We start from the raw sequence: 22,298 nt of genomic DNA, 5'->3' as shown, positions 1-22,298 counted from the left end.
GGATGAAATAGAGAGAGGGAGAAAAACCTCTCTCTACTGTTTGCGAGTAAAACAAAATGAGGATTAATAAGATTTCACAAGAATTATTTTCCTAATTATTAAAAGAAAATTCTATGTCTTCCATACTCACTGGTTCTAATTCCTGAATTTCATTTTCTAATTGAACCTCAGCTAACAATATTTGTGGATTCTTAACCAAAATCTCTAAAATTTTCAAAAAGTCTTCTGCTACTTTCTGAATTGTGTCATTCTTAAATAAATACGTATTGTATTCAAACCTGAAAATAAATCTTTCATCTAATTCTTCCGTTTCTAAACTCAAATCAAATTTAGAAGTACCTCTATTAAATGGATACTTTTTGATTCTTAATCCATCCATACTAATCTCATGATTACTTACTTTCATATCAAACATAGTATTGAATAGTGGGTTTCCACTTTCAGATCTCTCAATATGAAGTTCATCTAGTAACTCTTCAAATGGATAATCTTGATTCTCATAAGCATCTAGAATGGAATCATTTAATTCTTCTAAATAATCTAAGAAAGTTTTTTCATTTTCAGGATAACTCCGAATGGCTAATGTATTCACAAACATCCCAACTAAGTTCTTCACGTCCGGGTGCCGCCTACCTGCAGTAGGAGTACCTACAACAAGATCCGTATTACCAGTATATTTTGATAAGAGAACATTATAAACACCGAATAATACTACATATAATGTTTTTTCCAATCTTGCAGCAATGGAGCGTAATGTTGAAGAGGTCTGTTTATCTAGTACTGTTGAAATTGTTTTCCCTTCAACTGTTAAACGGTTAGGCCTCGTAAAATCATATGGTAAATTTAATTGCAAAACTTTATTTTGAAAGACTTTTTTCCAATACATTTCTTGTCTATGCATTCTTTCTGTATTCAACAGATTTTCTTTCCAAAGAACATAATCTTTGTATTGCACCTCAAGCTTTGGTAATTCTGTATCATGATAAAATGCAATAAAATCACGAATCAGTATGTCTAATGAAATACCATCTGCAATGATATGATGCATATCAAATAACAATAGATACTCATTTTCTTCAAGGTTAATTAACTTAACTCGAAATAGCGGGGCTTTATTTAAATTAAAAGGCTTTATAAATTGTTCAATTAGTTTATCAATATCACAATAAGACCCCTTTTCTTCTATAATTTCAAATTTTTTGTTTTTGTGTATCACTTGAATGAGTTCACCATTTTTATAAGAGAAACTTGTTCTTAACGATTCATGTCTGTCCACAAGTCTCTGTAAACTCTCCCTGAACTTTTCTTTATTTAGCACTCCTTTAAGTAACAATACCTCTGATAGATTATAACTAGTGTCCATCTCATTTATCTGTTCTAAGATATACAAACTTTTTTGTGAAGAAGTAAGAGGATAATATTCTCTTTCTTTAGCAATTTCAATTTTGGCGTACTTCTCCCTATTATAATTTTGAAATAATATTTCTGCTTGTTCAATTATCGTTGGTGAATGGAATATATCTTTCAACGATAATTGAACACCAAATTCTTCATATATCTTAGAAATGATGGATACAGCTTTAAGAGAATGACCACCTAATTCAAAAAAGCTATCCGTAATTCCAATTTGTTGTGCATCTATATTAAGAAAATCAGCCCAGAGCTGTGTTAACCTTTGTTCAACATCATTCCTTGGTGCTACGTATTTTCTACTCTTCGTGATATCCTTCAACTGCACCAGGGCTTTGCGATCAACCTTCCCACTTGCATTAAATGGAATACTGTCTATACAAACGTACATAGAAGGCAACATATAATCTGGTAACATTTTAGATAGATAGTTTCGCAACTCCAAATTAGAGATGGGTTGATTTGCAATATAATACACATATAATTCATGACTACCATTTTCATCCTGTACTGGAATTACAACTGCATCCACTATTTCTTCATGTGAAATTAAGTTTGTTTCAATTTCCCCTATTTCCACACGATTTCCTCGTATTTTTACCTGATCATCAGTACGCCCTAAATATTCAATATTTCCATCAGGCAAATATCTCGCAATATCACCTGTTTGATACATTTTTGTTCCTGGAATAAATGGATTATCAATAAATTTTTCATCTGTTAATTCTTTTCGATTTAAATATCCTCTAGCAAGTCCAATTCCCGCTATATACAGCTCTCCTTCTACTCCAACAGGTTGTATTTGATAATGTTTATTCAAGATATAAAGAGACATATTTGATATAGGTTTTCCAATTGGAATAATAGATGTCGTAACATCATCACAATCATAATAAGAAACATCAATCGTTGCTTCAGTTGGTCCATATAAGTTCGTTAATCTCGTTCCAAACCGTTTATTTAAATATTCATAAAACACAGAAACATGAGTGTTCAATAATGCTTCTCCACTAGTAAATATTCTCCTCAAGTGACTAAAGTCATAATATCCTTTATAATTTTTTAGGTGTTCCAAAAACATAGTAAACATTGTTGGCACAAAATGCATAACAGTAATCTCATGCTTCTCAATTGCTTCACAAATCACTACTGGTTCTTTTTCACCATTTGGTGGAAGCATATATACTTTAGCGCCATATAAGGACCACCATAACAATTCCCATACAGATACATCAAAAGTAAACGGTGTTTTTTGCATAATAATATCAGCTTCTGTTAAAGGGTATTTACTCTGCATCCATTGAATCCTATTAATTAGAGATTGATGTTCAATCATTACTCCTTTAGGTTTACCAGTTGACCCCGAGGTGTAAATGACATATGCAAGACTATTAGGTTTTGTAACAAGATGAAGATTTTTGTTATCTAGTTGCTCAATTTTGCTATCATTCATATCTATAATTGATCCTGAAAATATAATATCTTGCTCCACAGAACCATTTGTTAATAAGATGTTTATTTTACTATCCTGAATGATGTAATTCATTCTTTCTAAAGGTAAATTCGGATTGATTGGTAAATAGGCTGCACCAGCTTTTAAAATCCCTAGTATTCCAACAATCATGTCGGATGATCGTTCTAGCATAATTCCAATAATACTCTCAGACGCTATACCATTTGACCGTAAATAGCGAGCAATTTGATTAGCTCTCTCATTTACTTCTTTATAAGTTAGGGAACGATGATTTTCAATTATCGCAACATTATTTGGCGTACGATTCACCTGTTCCTCAAATCGTTCATGATATCCTTTTGATATATCAATTAATTGTTGTGTGTTATTCCACTCATAAATTTGTTTATTTTGTTCCTCTTTGCTTAACAGTTGTATATCCGATAATAGTACAGTTGTTTCATTGGTAACTCGGTCAACAATTCCCATAAAATGCCTTTTCATTTTTTGTATTGTTTCACGATTAAACAGTTCTGTACTATATTCTATTTTCACTTCAAGCTCTTCCGTTTTTTCTTTCACCTCAAAACCCAAATCAAATTTTATATCTTTATTATTTACCTCAACAGGATGAATTGATAAATCTCCCACAGTTAGGGAATCAAATTTTGTATCTTGCATCGTAAACATAGTATTAAATAAAGGTGATTTACTTCTATCAAAAGGTAAATCAAGCATATTGATTAGATTTTCGAATGGATACTCCTGGTTTTCATATGCTTTTAGTAAATTATCTTTCACATGCCCTAAAAATTCTTCAAATTGCATCGTTGAATCTGGATAACTTCTTATAGCTAATGTATTTACAAACATTCCAATAACATCTTTAACTTCATTATTTTTCCTACCAATAACTGGAATGCCTGTCGTGATATCCTCTTGATCACTGTACTTAGCTAACAGGATATTGTAAATTGAAAAAACAACCATAAATAATGTTGCTTCCTGCTTTCTTGCAATCTCTTTTAATTTAGAAAGATATCCACGTTCTATCACGAATGTTAGATGGTCTCCTTCATATGAAGAAATGGATGGTCTTGCTCTATCTATTGGAAGATTTAATTCGGGTATCTCTTTTGAAAAAACATTTAACCAATAATCTTCCTGTTTCTTCATGGCATCTGAAAGTAAATATGTTTCTTGCCAATTAGAGAAATCTTTATATTGTACTTTAAGTGGTGACAAACTCTTACCTTCATATAACTGAATAAAATCTTCAATCAGAATTTTTATGGATGTACCGTCTGAGATAATATGATGCATATCAACAAATAACAACCATTTATCTTTTTGTACATGAATCAAGTACACACGAAGTAATGGTGCTTTCGATAGGTCAAATGGTTGAATCAACGAATGAATCAATTCTGTAGAGTCAAGGTTTTGTAACATTATTGATGTGACATGGAAATTTACATTACGATGAATTTCTTGTACTGTGATACCATCAACAATTCTAAAAGATGTTCGAAAAGCTTCATGCCTTTCAATGATTTTTTGGAAAATCTCATTTATTTGCTCTTCATTCACTTTACCATGGATTTCAAAAACGCCCGGCATATTATAATTTGTTGTATTGTTAGTTTGATTAATAATAAATAAGCGTTTTTGAGAGCTTGAAGCAGGATAATTACTTCTATACGCAACAGGCATTATTTTTCCTCGCTCTACAAGGGCTGAGGATTCTATATATTCTGATAATCGTTTAATCGTTGTATATTGAAATATATCTTTAATGTATAAATCGACCTGAAATTCTTTTTGTACACTAGTTACCAGCTCAATCGCTTTTAATGAGTGACCACCCAAATCAAGAAAATGATCGTTAATACCAATTTCCAAGAAGTTTTTATTAAAAATCCTTGCCCAAATCTTAGTTAATCTTATTTCAATGTCACTCCTTGGGGCTGTATAAACATTCTTCAATTGATTATTTGTATATGGAAGCGGTAAGTTTTTTTTGTCAACTTTACCATTTGGTGTTAACGGCATTTGATTCAGTGGAAAGAAATATGTTGGAATCATCGCACTTGGTAAATTGAACGTTAAGTACCCCCTGATTTCTTCCAATGAAACAGGTTCTTTGGCTATATAATATGCACAAAGATGTTGCTCTTCATTGTACTTTTTAACAACAACAACCGCCTCATCAATTTTTGGATGACTCATAATCTGATTTCGAATCTCTCCTAATTCCATTCGTATGCCATGAATTTTTACTTGATCATCATTTCTACCAATAATTTCCAGTTCTCCGTTAGGTAGCCATCTTGCTAAATCTCCTGATTTATACATTTTTTGGTTGGGTTTAAATGGATTCTCCACAAATTCAGATGATGAGACACCTTGATTTGAAAGGTACCCATTTGCGATTCCCTCACCTGATATACATAATTCACCAATCACTCCTATTGGTTGTAACTGTTCATTTTTATCGAGAATATATATTTCTTTGTTTGCAATTGGCTTCCCAACCGTTATCAGCTTAGGAGAAGCATCCATTTCTTTGACGGTTAACCATACAGTTGTTTCCGTTGGACCATAAATGTTATAAAGCTTCGCATTTGTTCTTTGTTTCAGCTTTTGAACTAGACTTTTTGTCAGCACCTCTCCGCCAACTAGTACCATTTGTAAATGATGCAAAGAATTATTATTTTCATCCTCTAGCAAAAGTTGTAAGCGTGACGGTGTAAGTTGGATAACATCCACTTCATGCTGTCGAATTAAATTCTTTGTTTTCTCCGGGTTTTTCCTTTGTTCTTCATCTGCAATAACAACTGTCATTCCTAAAGACAAAGGAAGAAAAGATTCCACTACAAATGGATCAAAAGACATAGAAGTAAGGGATAGAATTGTTTGATTTGACGAGAAATCTACTGTACGAGTAAATCCATGAATAAAATTATGTAAGGATTGATGGTCAATACTAATACCTTTTGGTCTCCCAGTCGATCCAGATGTATACATTATGTAAACAGCGTCATGAGCTTTCATTAAATTAGGTAAATTTTCTTCACTTTCTTGATCAATTCTCAAATCTGTAAGGTTTATTTTCCAACCATCAAATTCCACATTATGAATCTGCGAATTGATTAATAATAGTTTTATACAACTATTATTAATCATGTAATTAATTCTACCAGTTGGATAATTAGGATCAATTGGAATGTACGTCCCACCAGCTTTCATTATCCCAAAAATAGCGACCAACATTTCAATTGAGCGATCAACCATAACTCCGACACGTGTCAAAGGTTGGACACCTTTTTTTTGCAATAAACGTGCAAGCTGATTTGCCCGATTATTCAATTGTTGATAAGTTAGTTTTTGATGACCAAACACAACCGCAGTCTTGTTTGGTGTTTTGGTTACTTGTTCTTCAAATAACTGATGAATCGTTTTTGTTCTATCATATTCTGACTTCTCACCACTAAACGCCATTAACAACTGGTACTTTTCATCCGTTGAAATTACTTCTAATTCAGATATTCCTTCATCACCATAAGCAAATAAATTCATGATGATTTGAACAATCCTACTAAAATGATTTTCAATTTCCGTTTCCGTAAATAATTCTGTTAAATAATCAAAATCAAGCATCAACTCATTTTTTTCTTCACGATCACTGATATGAATACTTAACGAATTAATCTCATGTCCTGAAAAATGCCATTCTGTTTCATATTTTCCTTTTATTGCTTCGTTTTTATCGAGATGCAATTTTGAATTTTGATAGGTTAAGGATATATCAAATAATCGTTCAGTATGATTATATTTATCTCTTAATTTTCTAGTTAGTAAATCAAACGGATACTGCTGTCTTCGTAACAATGATATTTGCTTACGGCTTGTTTGTTTCATAAATTCCATAATTGTGATATCATCATTCAACTTCACCTTAAACGGCATGGTACTGACAAACATACCAAATGTTTTACGTTCCTTCGGATTAACTCTATTGAGAATAGTTGTACCTAAGACAAAATGATTTTGATCAGTTATCCTTTTTAGATAAATCGATAGAATCGATAGAAAAAATGTAAAAACAGATATCTCATGTATCTTACAAAATTGATATATTTCTGACGTAATCTCAGAAGATAAATTGAAGGTTCTTCGCTTTGCATTCGTACCTCTAAATGCTATATTTCCTTCTTTTAATCTTATTGGCTTAGGTATATCACGAAGTTCCTCCAACCAAAATTTCTCATCTTCTATAAATCGTTTGGAACATTTATAATTATTTTCACGGGTGATAAAATCCATGTAAGAATGATCTTTGTTCATACTCACTTCTAGACCATTGCATAGATCCATATAATCTTTCATAATTTTATCTCCCATTAAATGAATAGACCAAGCATCCGAAATAATATGATGAATTTTGACCATCAATCCACTTTCATTGCTACCATTTTTAAAAGTTATAAATTCAAATAAATCAGAACCCAATAAATTAAACGGTTTACTAGTTTCTTGAGCAATCCATTCATCAAACGTTTTATTATTTTGTTGCAAATCAACAATTCGAATTTTTTTCTCATGATAAGGTGAAATATACTGTTTTACTCCATCATCATTTTCTACTAACCGAATCCGGATAGCGTCATTTTTAAGTATAAATAGATTGATAGCTTGTTCAAATTTATTAAAATCCAATAAACCTTTGATTTTAATTGTTCCAATTAAGTTTGATATCGGAGAATGTTGAACAAACTTTTCAGTTTCCCAAACCCTTTTTTGTGGGTGTGTCAAAGGATATCTCTGTTTAGACACAAAATCCCCTCCCTTTATCAAAATGGTTAATTACTTTCTCTCCATTTAATAAATTTAATAATTAGCAAAATTGAAAATAAACTAAACACAATTAACACGATTAAATCCTGTATAACGGCGGTAGACCAAATACCTTGAAATAGTAGTCGAAGTGCTTCTGACAAATATGTTGTCGGTAATACATATGAAATATACTGTATAATCGAAGGTAGTGATTCAATTTCTACCATTACAGGACTCATAAAAGTAATAAACATCATTGCAACTTGTCCACAAATAGCTGCAACCTGTGGAGTTCTTGACCAAAAACCAATCAAAACTCCGACACCAACGCAACTTAGTATACCAAAAAGTATGACTGGGATTATTCCAATATGAAATTGGAGTGTAATGCCATACATTGATTGGCCAACAATTGCCAAGATGATAATAGAAGGTATAGCAGATAAAACGCCCTTTAATAAAACAGATAAAATAAACGTTATTCTAGAAATAGGTAAAGAAGCATAATAAATAAAATGTCCCTGATTTTTTTCATGGGAAATATCCTGTGCTACACTGGTTAAGCCCATAAGGACAATTGCAAACACAATGTTACCAACGATGATTCTCGTAATTGTCTCTAAAGAAGCATCCTCATTAAAAACTTTTAGAAAAAATAGTGATGTAAAAGGAAACATGGATGCCATAAACACAATCAAATACCAAGTATCCCTAATAATTCCCCATTGAATTCGTGCTAATATATAAAAATCAACAAAATGTTTCACAAACTTTTTGAATACTTTTGTCTTTTTATTTGGAATTTCGTAAGCATGAGATTTCGTATTCATATTAGTCTCTTCCCTCATAATGTAAATAAACATCTTCAAGGCTTGGTGGTATAATTCGATACTCTTCACACCTTACTACTTCTAAATATTGAATAATTTCACCTATAACACTTTTTAATTTTTCATTTGGAATCAACACTCTAAAACGATTTTCAGTTAGGATTTGTATCTCCCCATATTTCGACATATTTGTTTTCAGTTTATCTCCTTCCTCCAACATAGAGGATATTTCTAACTTATATCGTTGATCTACACTCTGCTTTAATCGCCCTACATAATCAACAGCGATCACTTTACCACGATTAATAACAGCGATACGATCAACTATTTTTTCCGCTTCTAGTAGGTTGTGTGTTACTAAAATAATGGTTGTACCTTCCTCACGATTCTTTTTTTGAAGCAAGTTCCATACTATATTTCGCTTAACCGGATCTAAATCATTAGTTGGCTCATCTAATATGAGTATTGGTAGTTTACCTGTAAGGCAAGTAGCAAAACCAACCATTCTTCTTTGACCACCAGATAAATTTTTCACATACATATTCCGTAATTTAGTTAAGTCCAATAGTTCTAGCAGTTCCTCAGTTTCATTTCTGGCCTCCTGATTTTTAACACCTCTTAGCATGGCAGTAAAATAAATTGCCTCATAAACCTTTAATTTATGTAAGGCAAATGTTTCTTGAGAATAATATGCTACATTGTTCATTACATAATAACTATCTTGTAAAACATCTTGACCATATAAATAAATCTTTCCTTTAGTTGGTTTTAATTGTCCTACCATTTGTTTAATTAGAGTTGATTTACCTGCACCATTTGGCCCTAGTAATCCAAAAATCTCCCCTTGGTGTATCGTAAAAGAAACATCAGAATTGGCAACTTTCTTTCCTTTTTTAAATTCCTTATAAATAGAATCAACACGATAAACTTCTTTTTTTAATTGCACTTCTTATACCACGCTATTCGCTAATTCTTCATTTATAATTCTAACAATATTATTATCCTCATCCATTATTGCTATATGTGAGCGAAATTTACCTAACTCATCTTGATGAACTTGAGCATAAGATATTATTATTACTACATCCCCTTTTTGCACAAGTCTTGCTGCAGCACCATTTAAGCATATATCTTTTTCCCCAGGTGGCCCAGGAATAACATAAGTTTCAAAACGTGCTCCATTATTATTATTTACGATTTGTACTTTTTCATTAGGTAAAATCCCCAGTGCATCAATAATTTCACGATCTATGGTGATACTTCCAACGTAATTAAGATTTGATTCGGTTACACGTGCACAATGAATTTTTGATTGCATAAACGTTCTATACATATTTACTCTCCAATCTTTTTATTTGATTTTTCCTTTTTGGAAATTTCTTAGTTTACTAGTTATCTAACTTCATAAAAGCAAGACTATACTTATTTTTATTGAATACAAATACATTACATTCAAATCTTTTTTTCTAAAAGTTCCAATGCTGCCCATATCTAATTCCGTATTTTTCTACAAGTGGTTTTCAGTTGATTATATATTTATTTTAGATTATAAAAATAAACGGATAAAATACACCTTCTATTTTCTCATTTTCTCTTAAATATGTCATTTGTCGGAGTAAGTTGATCCATTTACCCTCCTTTCTTTCTATAAAACTAACAGCCTAACCTATTTATTAATATAGCAAATCTCTTTCACTGAAATATTCAGCATACATTAAAGTATCCTCTATCGTTTAACCTCTTTAAAAAAATACGCCATGGAACTGAGACCCTTTCCCTACATACTCCCAAATGATAAAGTTATAATATAAAATTGAATATGGTAGTTGAAATACAAATCGTGATATTTTCCAATGCTTTTTTTATTAAAAAGTCATTTGTAAAATACTAAATCTTAAGAAAGAGACTACATATTCATGTTCTCATCCTCAATTATCTTTTAGACTTATACCAACCATAAAGTGTCACTGCTATAATCCTTTTTTAAAAAAATTATAATGTCACTATTAACAATAACTACAAACTATATATTCCCATATAAAGTATTAATTATCCATTATTTCTAAACGAAGGAAAAACTTAATATTCACTCTAAATTAAACATACAAAATAGTGTAATCTGTCTGAATTTAACCACATGAATGATTATACCAAAATTTACTAGTAAATATCCAGCTAATATCCAATTTTTAAAAACTTTTTATTCCGACAATAAACGACAAAATCTACAATTGAAGAATGTATCATATTCTATCCATTTAGCCTTTTGGTAAATTTAGATATCTATTAAAAGTATTTTCACACTTAAAGTTACCAAAATAGAAGAAGCTTTTATAATATAAAGGAGAAAACATTCGATTGAAATTAACCAACAGTTAATATACAAAGCTATTAATACGAGAAGTGGACCAAATACTATGAATCTCCCCTTAACCTTATAAACTGATAAAGAACGACCTAATTTAGCTTTAAAATAAAGTTTGATTAAAAATATTGGATGTAGCCTTATTTTGTGGAAAATGAAAAACAGCCATTTCGATCAATCTTTGTTCAAAATGGCTGTCTCTATTTTAATTGTTAATTTGATTTTCATAAAAAAAGATTGATTAAAACTTTTTCTCAAACATTGATCCAAAAGAATTTTTATTAAAATACATGCCATCCTTTTTACACAGTTCTGTTGCAAAGTTTCTTAACAGAGAAAAAGTTAGTATGATTGCAGATGGATTTTATGAAATCGTTAGTAATTGTTGTAATTCATTATACGTCGAAAAAGCGAAGTTTGGTTGTTGCAAACTTCGTTTTCGTTTATATATAGCATGAATGGTTTCAATACCTTTCAAAGTACGTGAAGCATAACGAATGTTTTGGGATCCAGAAGATTTGGTAAAGCGACGTTTTATATGTCGATGATCCTGTTCAATCAGGTTATTAAGATACTTAACGGTGCAATGTTTTGTACGCTTATAAAGGTCGTTCTTTTTCAGTTTTTTGAACGCACAAAATAAGGCTGAAGCCCTGTCTGTTGTGAGAACTGTTGTTTCTCCAAAATCTTTGATCAATCGCTTCATAAACGTATAAGTAGCTTAGTGATCGCGTGTTTTACTAAGTTGGAGATCCAAAGTATATCTATTTCCATACGTTAAAGTCAATTCAGCCCGACAACTATTTATTTACTAGTTTCACAAAATCCTTTGGTTCTCCTTTTAACTTGTAATACTTCATGTTAAGACGAATAGCTACTATGGAGATTACTAAAAACCCTATTACATATAACATCTCTCTTTCTCCATTTCTTATTGTTTAGCAAACTTATTCTGTAAATACTTCACATGTTTATTCTTAATATCCTTATCGGTAATATTGGCTCGCAAAATAGTTTGGTAGATATGCTCGACCTCGTCCTTTGTTAGTTTCACATCAATATAGGATTCGACACATTTTTTTAGATCGTTATAATATAGGACATGTTTATGTTTAGAATGAACATTTACTCTTTTTAGACTGCATTTTGAATGAAACGCTGCAATAGAAATACACGGCAGCTGTTGTTCCATCACCCATTCAATTGCTTTCATGTGTTTATAGTTTTGTCGAAATGGATTTTGAAAAGAGTGTTTCTTTCTAAAAATACCTTGTGTCCATCTTGCTGCCTTCTCACTTCCATAGATCCAGCCCTCATAGTTCTTCGTCTCTATAACAAATATACCTGTTTCCGCGATTATAATATGGTCAATTTGAGTTGTATCACCATACTCTGTATGAACCGTCACATCATGTAACACCCAATACCTTTCGTGATCTAATTTGCTTAATATACGTTTTACCATCTTTTCTCCGGCTTTCCCTTTCCATTTTGGTGCATGTTTTTGACCATAATATTAATCGGTATCAGAAGCACAATTAGAATTAATTCAAATATTAGTACTTTCATAATATAAGCCTTCCTTTCTTGTGTTTCTACGCATTAAACGATATACATGAGTTTCTAATCCTAAAATATAATATGAGATACATAAACCTTTTATCACCATCTCTATGAATCCTAATCCTAATGAAACAATGAGTCCGCCCCGAAATTGAAACGGTCTTGTCACCCTCCGATTCACTGGCTTTTCAATTACTCCAAAATTAGCCCAAGTTGGCAAACGCTTTTCTACATTCTTTATAGTGCCCATTAATCCGTATTTTAATGACAAAATGAAACATCCAATTAGTAAATATACAATAGAAGAAAAATAGATAGATAGGCCCATAGTGATAATTGTGAGCAGCCAACCTATCAAGATAGAATTTCGTAAAGCGGCATATTCTTGATTTCTTTTCAAAACAAGCAATCCTTTCAAAATAAATTAAGTCATTTTTAAACACGAGAAATACTTTTCTAAGTAAAATATTATTTTAGTTTCTATCTTCCTCGTCTGTTTTGTATGCATAACAGCTCTAATACAAGGAGTGTTCATTCTACAAAAGGAAATCCTTTACAACAAAAAACAATTAAAATTGAACGAATTATCCCCTATATCAGAGGAAATATTTGCAAAATACGAAAGGAAAAATCAGATGGGTTGATAAAAGGTACTGAATGTTCATTCAGTACCTTTTATATCTATATATATTTCTTTACATATTCGCAAATAACCATGGAGCCAGTACGGCTAACATACATAGTAAACAAGATCCCGTTATAACGCGATTAGACCAACGATAATACTCAGGTTGTTTTGTACTCTCATGAATTCTTCGTAAACGAATTCCTGCAATTAACATAAAGGGTGTAAAAATAAGTGCTGTTGATTTAAACAGGTCTAAAAAATCCGTAAAAATGTTCATAAACGAAAATACATCCGAACTAAATAAGAAATATACACTTAATCTCATCGCCATCATACTAACGAACGAGAAAATCATACTCCCTGTTGCCCATTTCATCCATTGACCATTCTTTGTAATTAACGCCATAACCATGACAATAACACCTAATATGAAAGAGATAGAAAAGATATTTACCCCTACTTTAAAAGCTGGTGCATACATACCCTCAACTTTTTATATAATTGATGACCCAAATGAATCGTCTTTCTCTGTCGTTTTTGTTCGATTGTTTAATCCTTCGTTAAAAGATGAAGAAACATCATTTCCTTTCAATTCATTAAAATCCACTTTTACAGATGCATGAGCTGTATGTAAAGGTATGAGTACTAGGATCATAAAAACAAATGTACATAAAACTCCAATCATCCCTTTTTCTCGCTTCACAACACATCACCCGCTAATTTTGGCTTAATGCTCTTTAATTTGATTTCATTTCCTTCTGCAACATAACGGAGATCTGCGGAATAATAGATATTGGCTTTTGTATATGCCCTCATAATCGCATTTGCAATTTCTTCTTTTTCTACTGCTACATATGTTTCATTTTCATTATAAAACTCTATTTCAATTCGATTAATATTATTATTTAATACTGTTATATGTAACTCTTTTAAGCTATTCAAACGATTTCCTAAACCACACACTAGCTTAAATACCTTACTCGCAAGTGTAGGTGGCTTAACATACGTCGTATTAAAATGAATCGTTTCATCATCTATAACACCATCTTCCTCAACTGCGCACGTCATAATGAAAGAATGATTTTGTTTTTCAATTTCTTGTTGATTTAACTTGCGATCAATGACATATTTCAGACTTGTTGATAGATTTTCTATATATTCATCCAGTTCAGCATTTGAAATTTTAACCTCTGAGAATTCTGGGAAAATCATGTAAGCGTGCATATTAGAACTACTTTTACTTACACGTAATACCTGTACCTGTTTCTTTTCATAGCGCACCGTTTGTTCCAATTTTTTTACTACATTGTTGCTTATATGATCTATTATCATATTTCATCAGCCTCCAGTAATTTTAATAAAATAATTTTTACAATCTCATGTATATAAAGCATTGCAATATTTTGCTGAGGTCTCGAAACTCATATTTTATGACTAATAATCACTTTAATCTTAAAACATCTTAATATCACAATGACGTACAGTGTTTCATTATAGTCGAATATTCTTATATGTTGAATCGTTCTGTTTCACTCATTTTCATAAAAATAAAAGGCTATTTTATCCTTATACAAATGAGTGAGAACATACTGTATTTCATGCTATTTATCTAAGAAAATTTAACTGGGAAATGGATGTTATACACTCCCTAGTCATCTATTATTTGATTCAACTAATGTATAGAAATTAGGTGGATTCACCTCAAATTTTATATACATTTATATATTTTCTGGTATTATCCCTCCTTCTATATAAATCCGATAACACTTCTTATTAGATATCTTTATAAATAATGTTAGTCCTTGTTCTCTTTCTGTCACTTTTGCAGTCCACTTTAACGCTTGTGCCTCTTCTACTTCTGATTTTCACTATTTACAAAAAGCACAATTGTTCAAGTTCTAGAAATGTCATTCATGTTCTCACTTAGCATTTACTTCTCCATCCAAATTCTTTTAGACCGATGTAACAAATAAATTGTAAACACTGACAGACCCTTTTCTAATGTAATTTCCATTGTGAGAGTAGTAATACGCTCTTACTCTTTACTAATCATTCTGCATTCCCTTGGTCAGCAAGAAACAAGACGTTTCACCAATACATTTCCCCTTTCAATTATGCAAATGAATCGTACTTAAACTAGCCCTTTATGAATTTGTTTTTTCCTTTTTCTTCTATGTATTGAAATTAAATAAAATTTTTCCGCTAAATCATTTTTATATGCATAATTATTCCTACCAGATTTCTAATTGCAATAAAAAAGGAAGCTCCAAGTATACATATCACTTAGTTCTTCCTTTTCCCCTGTATAAACTACCATCACATGATTTATATCGTAGTTCTTCATTTGTACTCCCTAATAACTTATCTATATCAATCAATATATCATCGGGCTCTTTAGATTACTCTTTTAGATCAACTAATACTATTCAAACATTATTTTATATCTTTTTGTTATGAATCATAAATAATCCCACCTGCAACTTGAAAACAACATCAAAAGGACTTCTTCAAGTCGATTAAAAATGTGCATAACAAAATAAGCTATATATGCACTAATCGGCTCAAAGAAGCCCTTTCAAAATTGAAACAAGAACACAACTTGCTTCTGCAACTCAACCACAACACATAAGGCGTGGGAATAAACGGAATTCAACAAATAACAATATACCTATATATTATACAATTTAGATTTTTGTATCAAGAATTTTTTTATTATCTTTAGTCATTTGTCAGATGTTATACAATCAATAGCATTATCTAATAAGTTAATTCCAAGATCAAATATTATAATATTAATAGTAATCACCAGTGAAGTTTTACTAATAATGATAAATAAAAGACGCCAACTAGCGTCTTTTATTTACTCTTCCATATTTTGATTTTTCAATAATTCAAATTCCTATCTATGAAATATACTCCTCGTACCATTTAGCTTTTTTAGTTTACACTTTACACTCTTTTTCTTCATCTCACTCTTGTATTTCTTCGTACATACGCTGTCTTTCTTTGTTAAGAGCTCTAACTTGATCGTAATCGTAATCAACCGATCCCCTTTCTTCTGTTCTACGTTGTATTTCTTCGTAAATACGCTGTTGCTCCTTGTAAGCTGCATCCCCCTGATCGTAATCAATTAATTCCTGTTCTTCGCCCCTAATTTGTCTTTTTCGCTCTTCTCTCTTTTGTTGTAGTTGATATCTTCTATATGCCTTCTTATCAGTAATTTTTTCACAGTCGTGCGCTAGCTCCTTCGTTTCGTCATGTCCATGTCCGCAAAAATCGTTTGGAATTATAGCACTAGATTTCTTAACAGATTCAGGATTAGGGTCTTCATGTTCTTTGCTAGCCTTCTCATCTTTAACTGCAGTATTGCTAAGACCATTTTGCTCTTTGTTCGTTACATTTCTATTAGAATCAAACTTTATAGTCATCGAACCGTGTCCACCGTGACCTAAATATATATAGATAGAGAACAATTTAGTTGTTTCGCTGGATCCAGGCTTTCCTGCTATCTCTATGACTTTGTCCGCAGGCATTCCAACCTTGATTTGATTATACTGTTCTAGTGATACTGTTGATGCGTCCTCATGTACATCTTTATAATGCGGATATTTGTCATTAATTTCCTCATCTTTATTCTTAGATTCCTCCACTTGTTGTAGCTTTTTTTTCTTCTTAGGTTCTTCTGTATCCTCTTTGACCTTAGGCAGAGTGGACTTCTTCTCTACAATCTTAGGGGGATTAGACTTCTCCTCTTCGACCTTTGCGACTTCTATAGAGTCTTGTTCCTTATATGGCTTGTAATCCCCAACTTCCTTTGCAGAGCAGGCACTGAAAATTGATACAGACGTTGCACTTAATACAAGTAATTTCTTTAATAATTTCGTATTAAATTTCATAATATTATTCCCCCGTTACATATATTAAATTACCCCTCATGCTTCCTCCTATAAACGTTATCCTTTTCCTTCGTACATAGACTCACATATAACTTTGCGTAAGCCTCTTCGATATTCATTACAAATCACTTTTTGGCTGTAGTACTTGTACACCCCTATAACATTTCAAGTTGATTAGTGTAACCCACAAGTCAGCATCTTTCTCATTATTCGCACTCTATTTCTATCAAATGTCTTAATTACGTATCTTATGCTGCGGAAAGAATTGTATATTAAATGTACTTCGTTATTTACCTTACTCCATTAATCAACGGCTAAGCGTTAAATTAGTGATATGTAAATTTTTATCTTTCTATTATATAAATTTATGTATATATAATTATTATAATATTATTTTAGCAAATATTGTTAATCCATTCAACGTTGATTTATAGGTGTTAAAAAACGAATAAGTGGAATTCTTAACGAATAGAGATGAAATTTCGCTTGCTAATTCACGTAATTTTCACACATTAAAACACTGCATGTTAATATTTGTTATATAATGAAACCAAGCCTTAAGTAAGATAGTTTCCCTGTTACGAGTAATGAGATAGTTTGTTTCACCTTTTTATATTATCTAAAAAAGAACTTGTAGTGATGCCTACAAGTTCTTTTTGCATTTTTTATCATTTTAACCAAGGAGACACCTACCAAAATGAAGGTGAATCAAATGATGATTAATAAAGCCTATAAATTTTGAATCTACCCACATCTAGCACGAGCAATTCTAGGCAACAAAGTTAATGTTATCTCTTTTCTATCAAGCGAAGGTTTTATAGTACCCTCAGAACGAAATTTTGTGCTAACTTTTACCCATCCAGCTCATTTTTTCGTTTTAAAATATTTCAAAATATGGGCTGGATGGGTACGTATAGTGACCTCCACTTAATTATCAGAAAAACCTTAGCCTCTAATTGCATACACGCTAATTACGATGCTTTCCCAATTCCAGCACCATAATGAATCTCTCTTTCTCCTCTTTTCATCAGTATTGATAGGTAATAAAGGGGCCAGTCACAAAAACAGGTTGTGAAGAAAGTCTTCTTCACAACCTGAGTGTAAGTTATATATCCAAATATGACCTGTTCTTTTAAGTATTTAGTCTTTTATAATCTGTTATAATCGATATAACTAGAGTCATAATAAATCCACTGACCTGTTCCAATTCTTAGCCAACCATTCTTTTCTTCATATACTGTAACTTTTTCGCCTTTACTTGTCTTTCTAACAATAGAATAGTTTGTACCTGACCCGCTTCGAACATTTACCCCAATACCATTAATTTGAGCCGTTCCAACTACCTTTTCAACACTGCCATTTTCAATTACTTGTAGCATATTTAGAATGAATGTTGCTGTTTCACCACGAGTTGTTGTTCCTTTAGGGTCGTATTGATTTTCACCCTTACCTTTGACAATACCTAAGCCATACAATCTTTGTACATCTTCTTTATAGCTAATTTGGTCTTTGTCTGAGAATGGTAGGTTTACAACTGGTCCCCATATACCTTTATACTGTAAAGCCTTGTTTACAATAATTGCTGATTCTTCTCTTGTAATAGGTGTGTTTGGGTCAAAATAACCATCTCCTCTACCTTGAATGATACCTGCACTTGCAGTACGTTTAATACCATCTCGTAAAGTTGAATTTGCATCGTTTAGGTCTTTAAATGAAGCATCTCCAGCTGGCAGGTTTAGAGATTTAGAGATTAATTGAGCAAATTCGGCTCTTGTTATCGCTCTATTGGGTGCGAAAACTCCGTTTCCTTCCCCTATCATAATACCCCTTCTATTTAACTCTCGAATAGCTTCTTCATACCAACCTCCTGTAATGTCATCTTTTGGTTGATAAAGATTATTATAATATCCCTCAACGCTATTTACGAATACATCCCATTGCCCATTATTAATCATGTTAGCAGGGCAGATTTTACCGCTCCATTTTTGGTGTTTTACAATGTTATTTAACGGTACACCAGTTTCTTTCATTAAATAAGCTACAAGTTTCTTAGCGTTATCTACTGCTTTACTGTAGTTTCCGTCACTGTTAACTGCGATTTCAATTGCAATAGATTCTCTATTACCTGGACCATCACCGTCTCCTGCGTGCCATCCGTTCTCGTTTAATGGTAGATGTTGATAAATCTCTTTATCGTCTACTGTAAAATGCCACGATGCAGCTCGTTCCGTGTTACCTACTGCTTGGTTATATAGGTATTGAGCATGGTTTCTAGCACCTGCTCCTACACTTGTATTATCAGTCTCATGAATTGTAATATACTTTGGACTCATGTAGTTTTGAGGGCGAATATTATCGTTACCTGTTGGAACAATCCATTCAGTGAATGGAACACCGTTTATTGTACTAGAGGTGCTAGGTGATATGGGAGACAGACTACGTTTTGTTCTGTTTGAATTGTTAGGAACAGTTAATGTGCCTGTTTCTTCATGAATATCCTCTGAGCGTTGAAGACTATCTGCTTTCTTATTGTCGACAGTACCTCCACCACGTCCGTCTACCTCTTCAAAACTAGCTTCAATACTTTTTAAAGCCTGTTCATCTGTTGTTTGAATTTGGTCTGTGTTCTCTTGCACTTGAAGGCTTGTAGATTGGTTATTGTTTACTGATTGTTGTTCCTCTGCAAACGATACCAATGGTGAAGATAATACCGTTAATCCTGCCGTGAATGCTACTACTTTTTTATTAAATTTAATGTTCATTTCTAATTTGGTATACCTCACTATTTTAATAGATATACCTTCCTCCTTGTACTTCTTTTAGTGTGAATGTTAGTTTAAATAATGGTAGCCTGAACCTTCAAAATGACGGATTGATTTTACATTTCATATGTCAAACCGACATCTATAAGTCCTACATGAAATGTCAGTACTTTAGAATTATAACACAGCACGGTTGCAATAATTCCAAGACTCTTGCAAGTAATCTCCTAATCTTCGACATGCTGATACGATGACTCTAAAAAAGGACATTATCAGTATGAAAAAGGGAAATTTGTTTAAATGGGGCATTATCACAGCGCTATCAAGCTAAAGTTTTATACCACCCATAAAGCAAAAAAATGTTATCCTTTCTGTAGAATTATAGGAAGGGATAGCATTTCTTTATGAATCTTTAAATGCTTACGTTTACTGAAGAATTACAGCGGCATATGCCTCCCCAGGTTCTATAAAGGACGAAGCACTTGATTATCAACATGATTGATCGCATCTAGTTTCTCAGGATAACATTTTAAGAGTTCCTATTTCAAATGGTGAAGATTACACTATAGATGATAAATTTACAACTTCACTCTTATTATTCATCTGCATAGTTTATCATAATGGAATAGCATTCAAAAAATTCCCTAACAATATAAATCACCCTCTCCAATTCCTTGAATCTGAGCAATCGGTACATCCTTACTGGTCTTTTTGTTTTTATCGTCACCCTTTCAAATCATCTTCATATGTTGTATATAGATATCTCCTTTCGAATTGACAATGATGCCTCTTTCAAGTCCTTAATGGTACGCCTTACAAAGAGCACTTTTGAAAAGTGCTCTTTGTACTTTGTAATACACTCAATCTATAATAAAGTAATTTTAATGTATGAATAATTTACACCTGCCTCTTTGTATGAATTGTAATTATTTGTACACACTATAATTGGAAGGCTTGAATCATTGTCATTGAAAAATGTTCAGCACTTATGTTCAGCACTTCCGTTCCTTAAGAGAACAGTCTACGCAACTGTTCTCTTTCCTTTTTTAACAAATATAACAGGACAAGCATAGTTAACTATCCTACGATCGATTGCATTGCAACAGTCTCAACGTTTCCTCAACAATTTCTCAATATTTTTCATGGACAATAGCACACTTCCTCACCGTTATTAATATCTTAATATTAAATACTGAAAGACCAACTATGAGAAGTCAAGGAGGATTTTTTATATAAATAGGGGGTGTTTCTCTAAAAAAGGGCGTATCAAATAAACCTAAGGATTTTCAAAAAAATGAGAAGTTCATGTTTCTGTTGTGTGTGGTGGAATTTCATAAGGTTTATTGCTTTTAAGAATGGCATAGATAATGTAACACAGCTTTCTAGCTACGGCTCCTATACAAACATAGTAGTGCTTTCCTTGTTTTCGTTTCTTTTCATAAAAGGCTTTTAATACAGGGTCATGTTTATGAGCTGTAATAGCCGCCTGGAATAAGGCTCTACGCAAATGAGAAGAGCCACGTTTGGATATAGACGTACCTGAGGATTCAAATTGCCCAGATTGGGACACAGAGGCATCGATGCCTGCGTATGCGACAAGTTTAGATGGTTTGTCAAAGCGGTGTATATCCCCAATTTCACTTAGTATAGTGGCACCTAAAATCGGTCCAACGCCAGGTATTGTCATGATAGGAGTATCTAAATCAATTAAAAGTTGTGACATTTCTTCTTCACACTCTTTGATTTGATCTTCGATAAAACGAATTTGCTCCATCAACATTTTTAGTTGAAAGGAAAAAGCGTTTTTACAGAAAGTAACACCAAACGAATTAGAGGCTAATTCCATTAGTTTGTTGGCTGTTTTCTTCCCAAGTCGGTTACGACTGGTTTGCTCAATTATTTGTGTTAAATCATCAATAGATATCTGTTCATAGTCACTAGGAGAGGAATATTCAAGTAAGATTTGTGAAGAAGTTTTACCAAAAACATCCGAAAAGATGCTTTGGTACTCTGGGAAAGTCTGATCTAATACGACAAGAGCTTTTCTTTTTAAATCACTCATATTACTTACAAGCGCATTACGAAAGCGGCTCATTTGTTTTAGAGCGAACATTTTCTCGTCCACAAGTGGAGTTTCAACAAAACGGCCGAATCGAATGATATCGGCAATCATAGTGGCATCAATGGCGTCTGTTTTCCGCTTTCTAATTTCTGTTCCTTTTCGCCAGGCATTGGTTTGAATTGGATTTAATACAACGACTGAGAAGCCATGATCCAGTAGAAAAGAATAAATGGCTAACCAATAATGTCCTGTTGCCTCCATTCCAATCATTATTTCTGTAGGAGACTCAATGTATCGGTACATCCAATTTAATAGTGCTTGTCCACCTTCTTTGTGATTCTGAAAGGGAAATGGCTTAGTAATAGGTTTTCCAGTTTGATCGATAATGGACGCATAATGTTTATGTTTAGCGATATCAATACCTAAATAGAACATAGCTTACACCCCTATTTTAATCAGTGTTAGATAGTGTTGTCCTCCTCTGAACTAA

At 32.3% G+C, this 22,298-nt stretch carries 9 protein-coding genes and 3 pseudogenes; all 12 read right to left on the bottom strand.

The genetic code is table 11. The annotated features are described in order from the left end of the window. Positions 1-91: 91 nt before the first annotated feature. Positions 92-7,699 carry a non-ribosomal peptide synthetase gene (locus tag MHB52_RS30265; RefSeq protein WP_061664671.1) on the bottom strand — a complete coding sequence of 2,536 codons (7,608 nt, stop codon included), beginning with the start codon at positions 7,697-7,699 and terminating at the stop codon, positions 92-94. A 26-nt stretch (positions 7,700-7,725) separates the two neighbouring features. Then, positions 7,726-8,532: an ABC transporter permease gene (locus tag MHB52_RS30260; RefSeq protein ID WP_061664669.1), complete on the bottom strand. Its 807-nt coding sequence runs from the start codon at positions 8,530-8,532 to the stop codon at positions 7,726-7,728. Between the two features lies 1 nt (position 8,533). Beyond that, positions 8,534-9,478, bottom strand: coding sequence for an ABC transporter ATP-binding protein (locus MHB52_RS30255; RefSeq protein WP_061664667.1), 945 nt, complete (start codon positions 9,476-9,478; stop codon positions 8,534-8,536). Positions 9,479-9,481: 3 nt separating this feature from the next. Then, positions 9,482-9,865, bottom strand: coding sequence for an aspartate 1-decarboxylase (panD, locus tag MHB52_RS30250; RefSeq protein WP_061664666.1), 384 nt, complete (start codon positions 9,863-9,865; stop codon positions 9,482-9,484). A gap of 1,396 nt (positions 9,866-11,261) precedes the next feature. Continuing rightward, positions 11,262-11,660: pseudogene (locus tag MHB52_RS30245) on the bottom strand (DDE-type integrase/transposase/recombinase); the annotation flags it as partial. A 168-nt stretch (positions 11,661-11,828) separates the two neighbouring features. Then, positions 11,829-12,466: pseudogene (locus MHB52_RS30240) on the bottom strand (nuclease-related domain-containing protein). After that, a complete protein-coding gene (locus MHB52_RS30235) occupies positions 12,447-12,860 on the bottom strand; it encodes a hypothetical protein (protein WP_061664664.1) in 414 nt (137 codons plus the stop codon). Before MHB52_RS30235 ends, MHB52_RS30240 begins: the two are co-directional and overlap by 20 nt. Positions 12,861-13,155: 295 nt before the next feature. Further along, a pseudogene (locus tag MHB52_RS30230) lies at positions 13,156-13,791 on the bottom strand (hypothetical protein). Then, entirely contained in the window at positions 13,788-14,420 is a 633-nt protein-coding gene (locus MHB52_RS30225) for a hypothetical protein (RefSeq protein WP_061664661.1), read from the bottom strand. The pseudogene MHB52_RS30230 and the gene MHB52_RS30225 overlap by 4 nt, the downstream one beginning before the upstream one ends. 1,637 nt (positions 14,421-16,057) lie before the next feature. Next, complete coding sequence (locus MHB52_RS30220; protein ID WP_061664659.1) at positions 16,058-16,984, bottom strand: hypothetical protein; 927 nt, start codon at positions 16,982-16,984, stop codon at positions 16,058-16,060. A gap of 1,148 nt (positions 16,985-18,132) precedes the next feature. Continuing rightward, a complete protein-coding gene (locus tag MHB52_RS30215) occupies positions 18,133-19,746 on the bottom strand; it encodes an S-layer homology domain-containing protein (protein WP_061664673.1) in 1,614 nt (537 codons plus the stop codon). Positions 19,747-21,049: 1,303 nt separating this feature from the next. Next, positions 21,050-22,243 carry an IS110-like element ISBth13 family transposase gene (locus tag MHB52_RS30210; protein WP_061663050.1) on the bottom strand — a complete coding sequence of 398 codons (1,194 nt, stop codon included), beginning with the start codon at positions 22,241-22,243 and terminating at the stop codon, positions 21,050-21,052. Positions 22,244-22,298 lie beyond the last annotated feature (55 nt).

It is taken from the genome of Bacillus sp. FSL K6-0073, assembly GCF_038006085.1.
Lineage (GTDB): Bacteria > Bacillota > Bacilli > Bacillales > Bacillaceae_G > Bacillus_A > Bacillus_A cereus.
Note: the sequence above shows the minus strand (reverse complement) of the source record. Positions and strands in the feature narration are given on the sequence as shown.

Excerpts from the sequence above, each read along its gene's own strand:
- MHB52_RS30260 (WP_061664669.1), bottom strand. The coding sequence starts at position 8,532 with ATGAATACGAAATCTCATGCTTACGAAATTCCAAATAAAAAGACAAAA.
- panD (WP_061664666.1), bottom strand. The coding sequence starts at position 9,865 with ATGTATAGAACGTTTATGCAATCAAAAATTCATTGTGCACGTGTAACC.
- MHB52_RS30225 (WP_061664661.1), bottom strand. The coding sequence starts at position 14,420 with ATGATAATAGATCATATAAGCAACAATGTAGTAAAAAAATTGGAACAA.
- MHB52_RS30220 (WP_061664659.1), bottom strand. The coding sequence starts at position 16,984 with ATGAAATTTAATACGAAATTATTAAAGAAATTACTTGTATTAAGTGCA.
- MHB52_RS30215 (WP_061664673.1), bottom strand. The coding sequence starts at position 19,746 with ATGAACATTAAATTTAATAAAAAAGTAGTAGCATTCACGGCAGGATTA.
- MHB52_RS30210 (WP_061663050.1), bottom strand. The coding sequence starts at position 22,243 with ATGTTCTATTTAGGTATTGATATCGCTAAACATAAACATTATGCGTCC.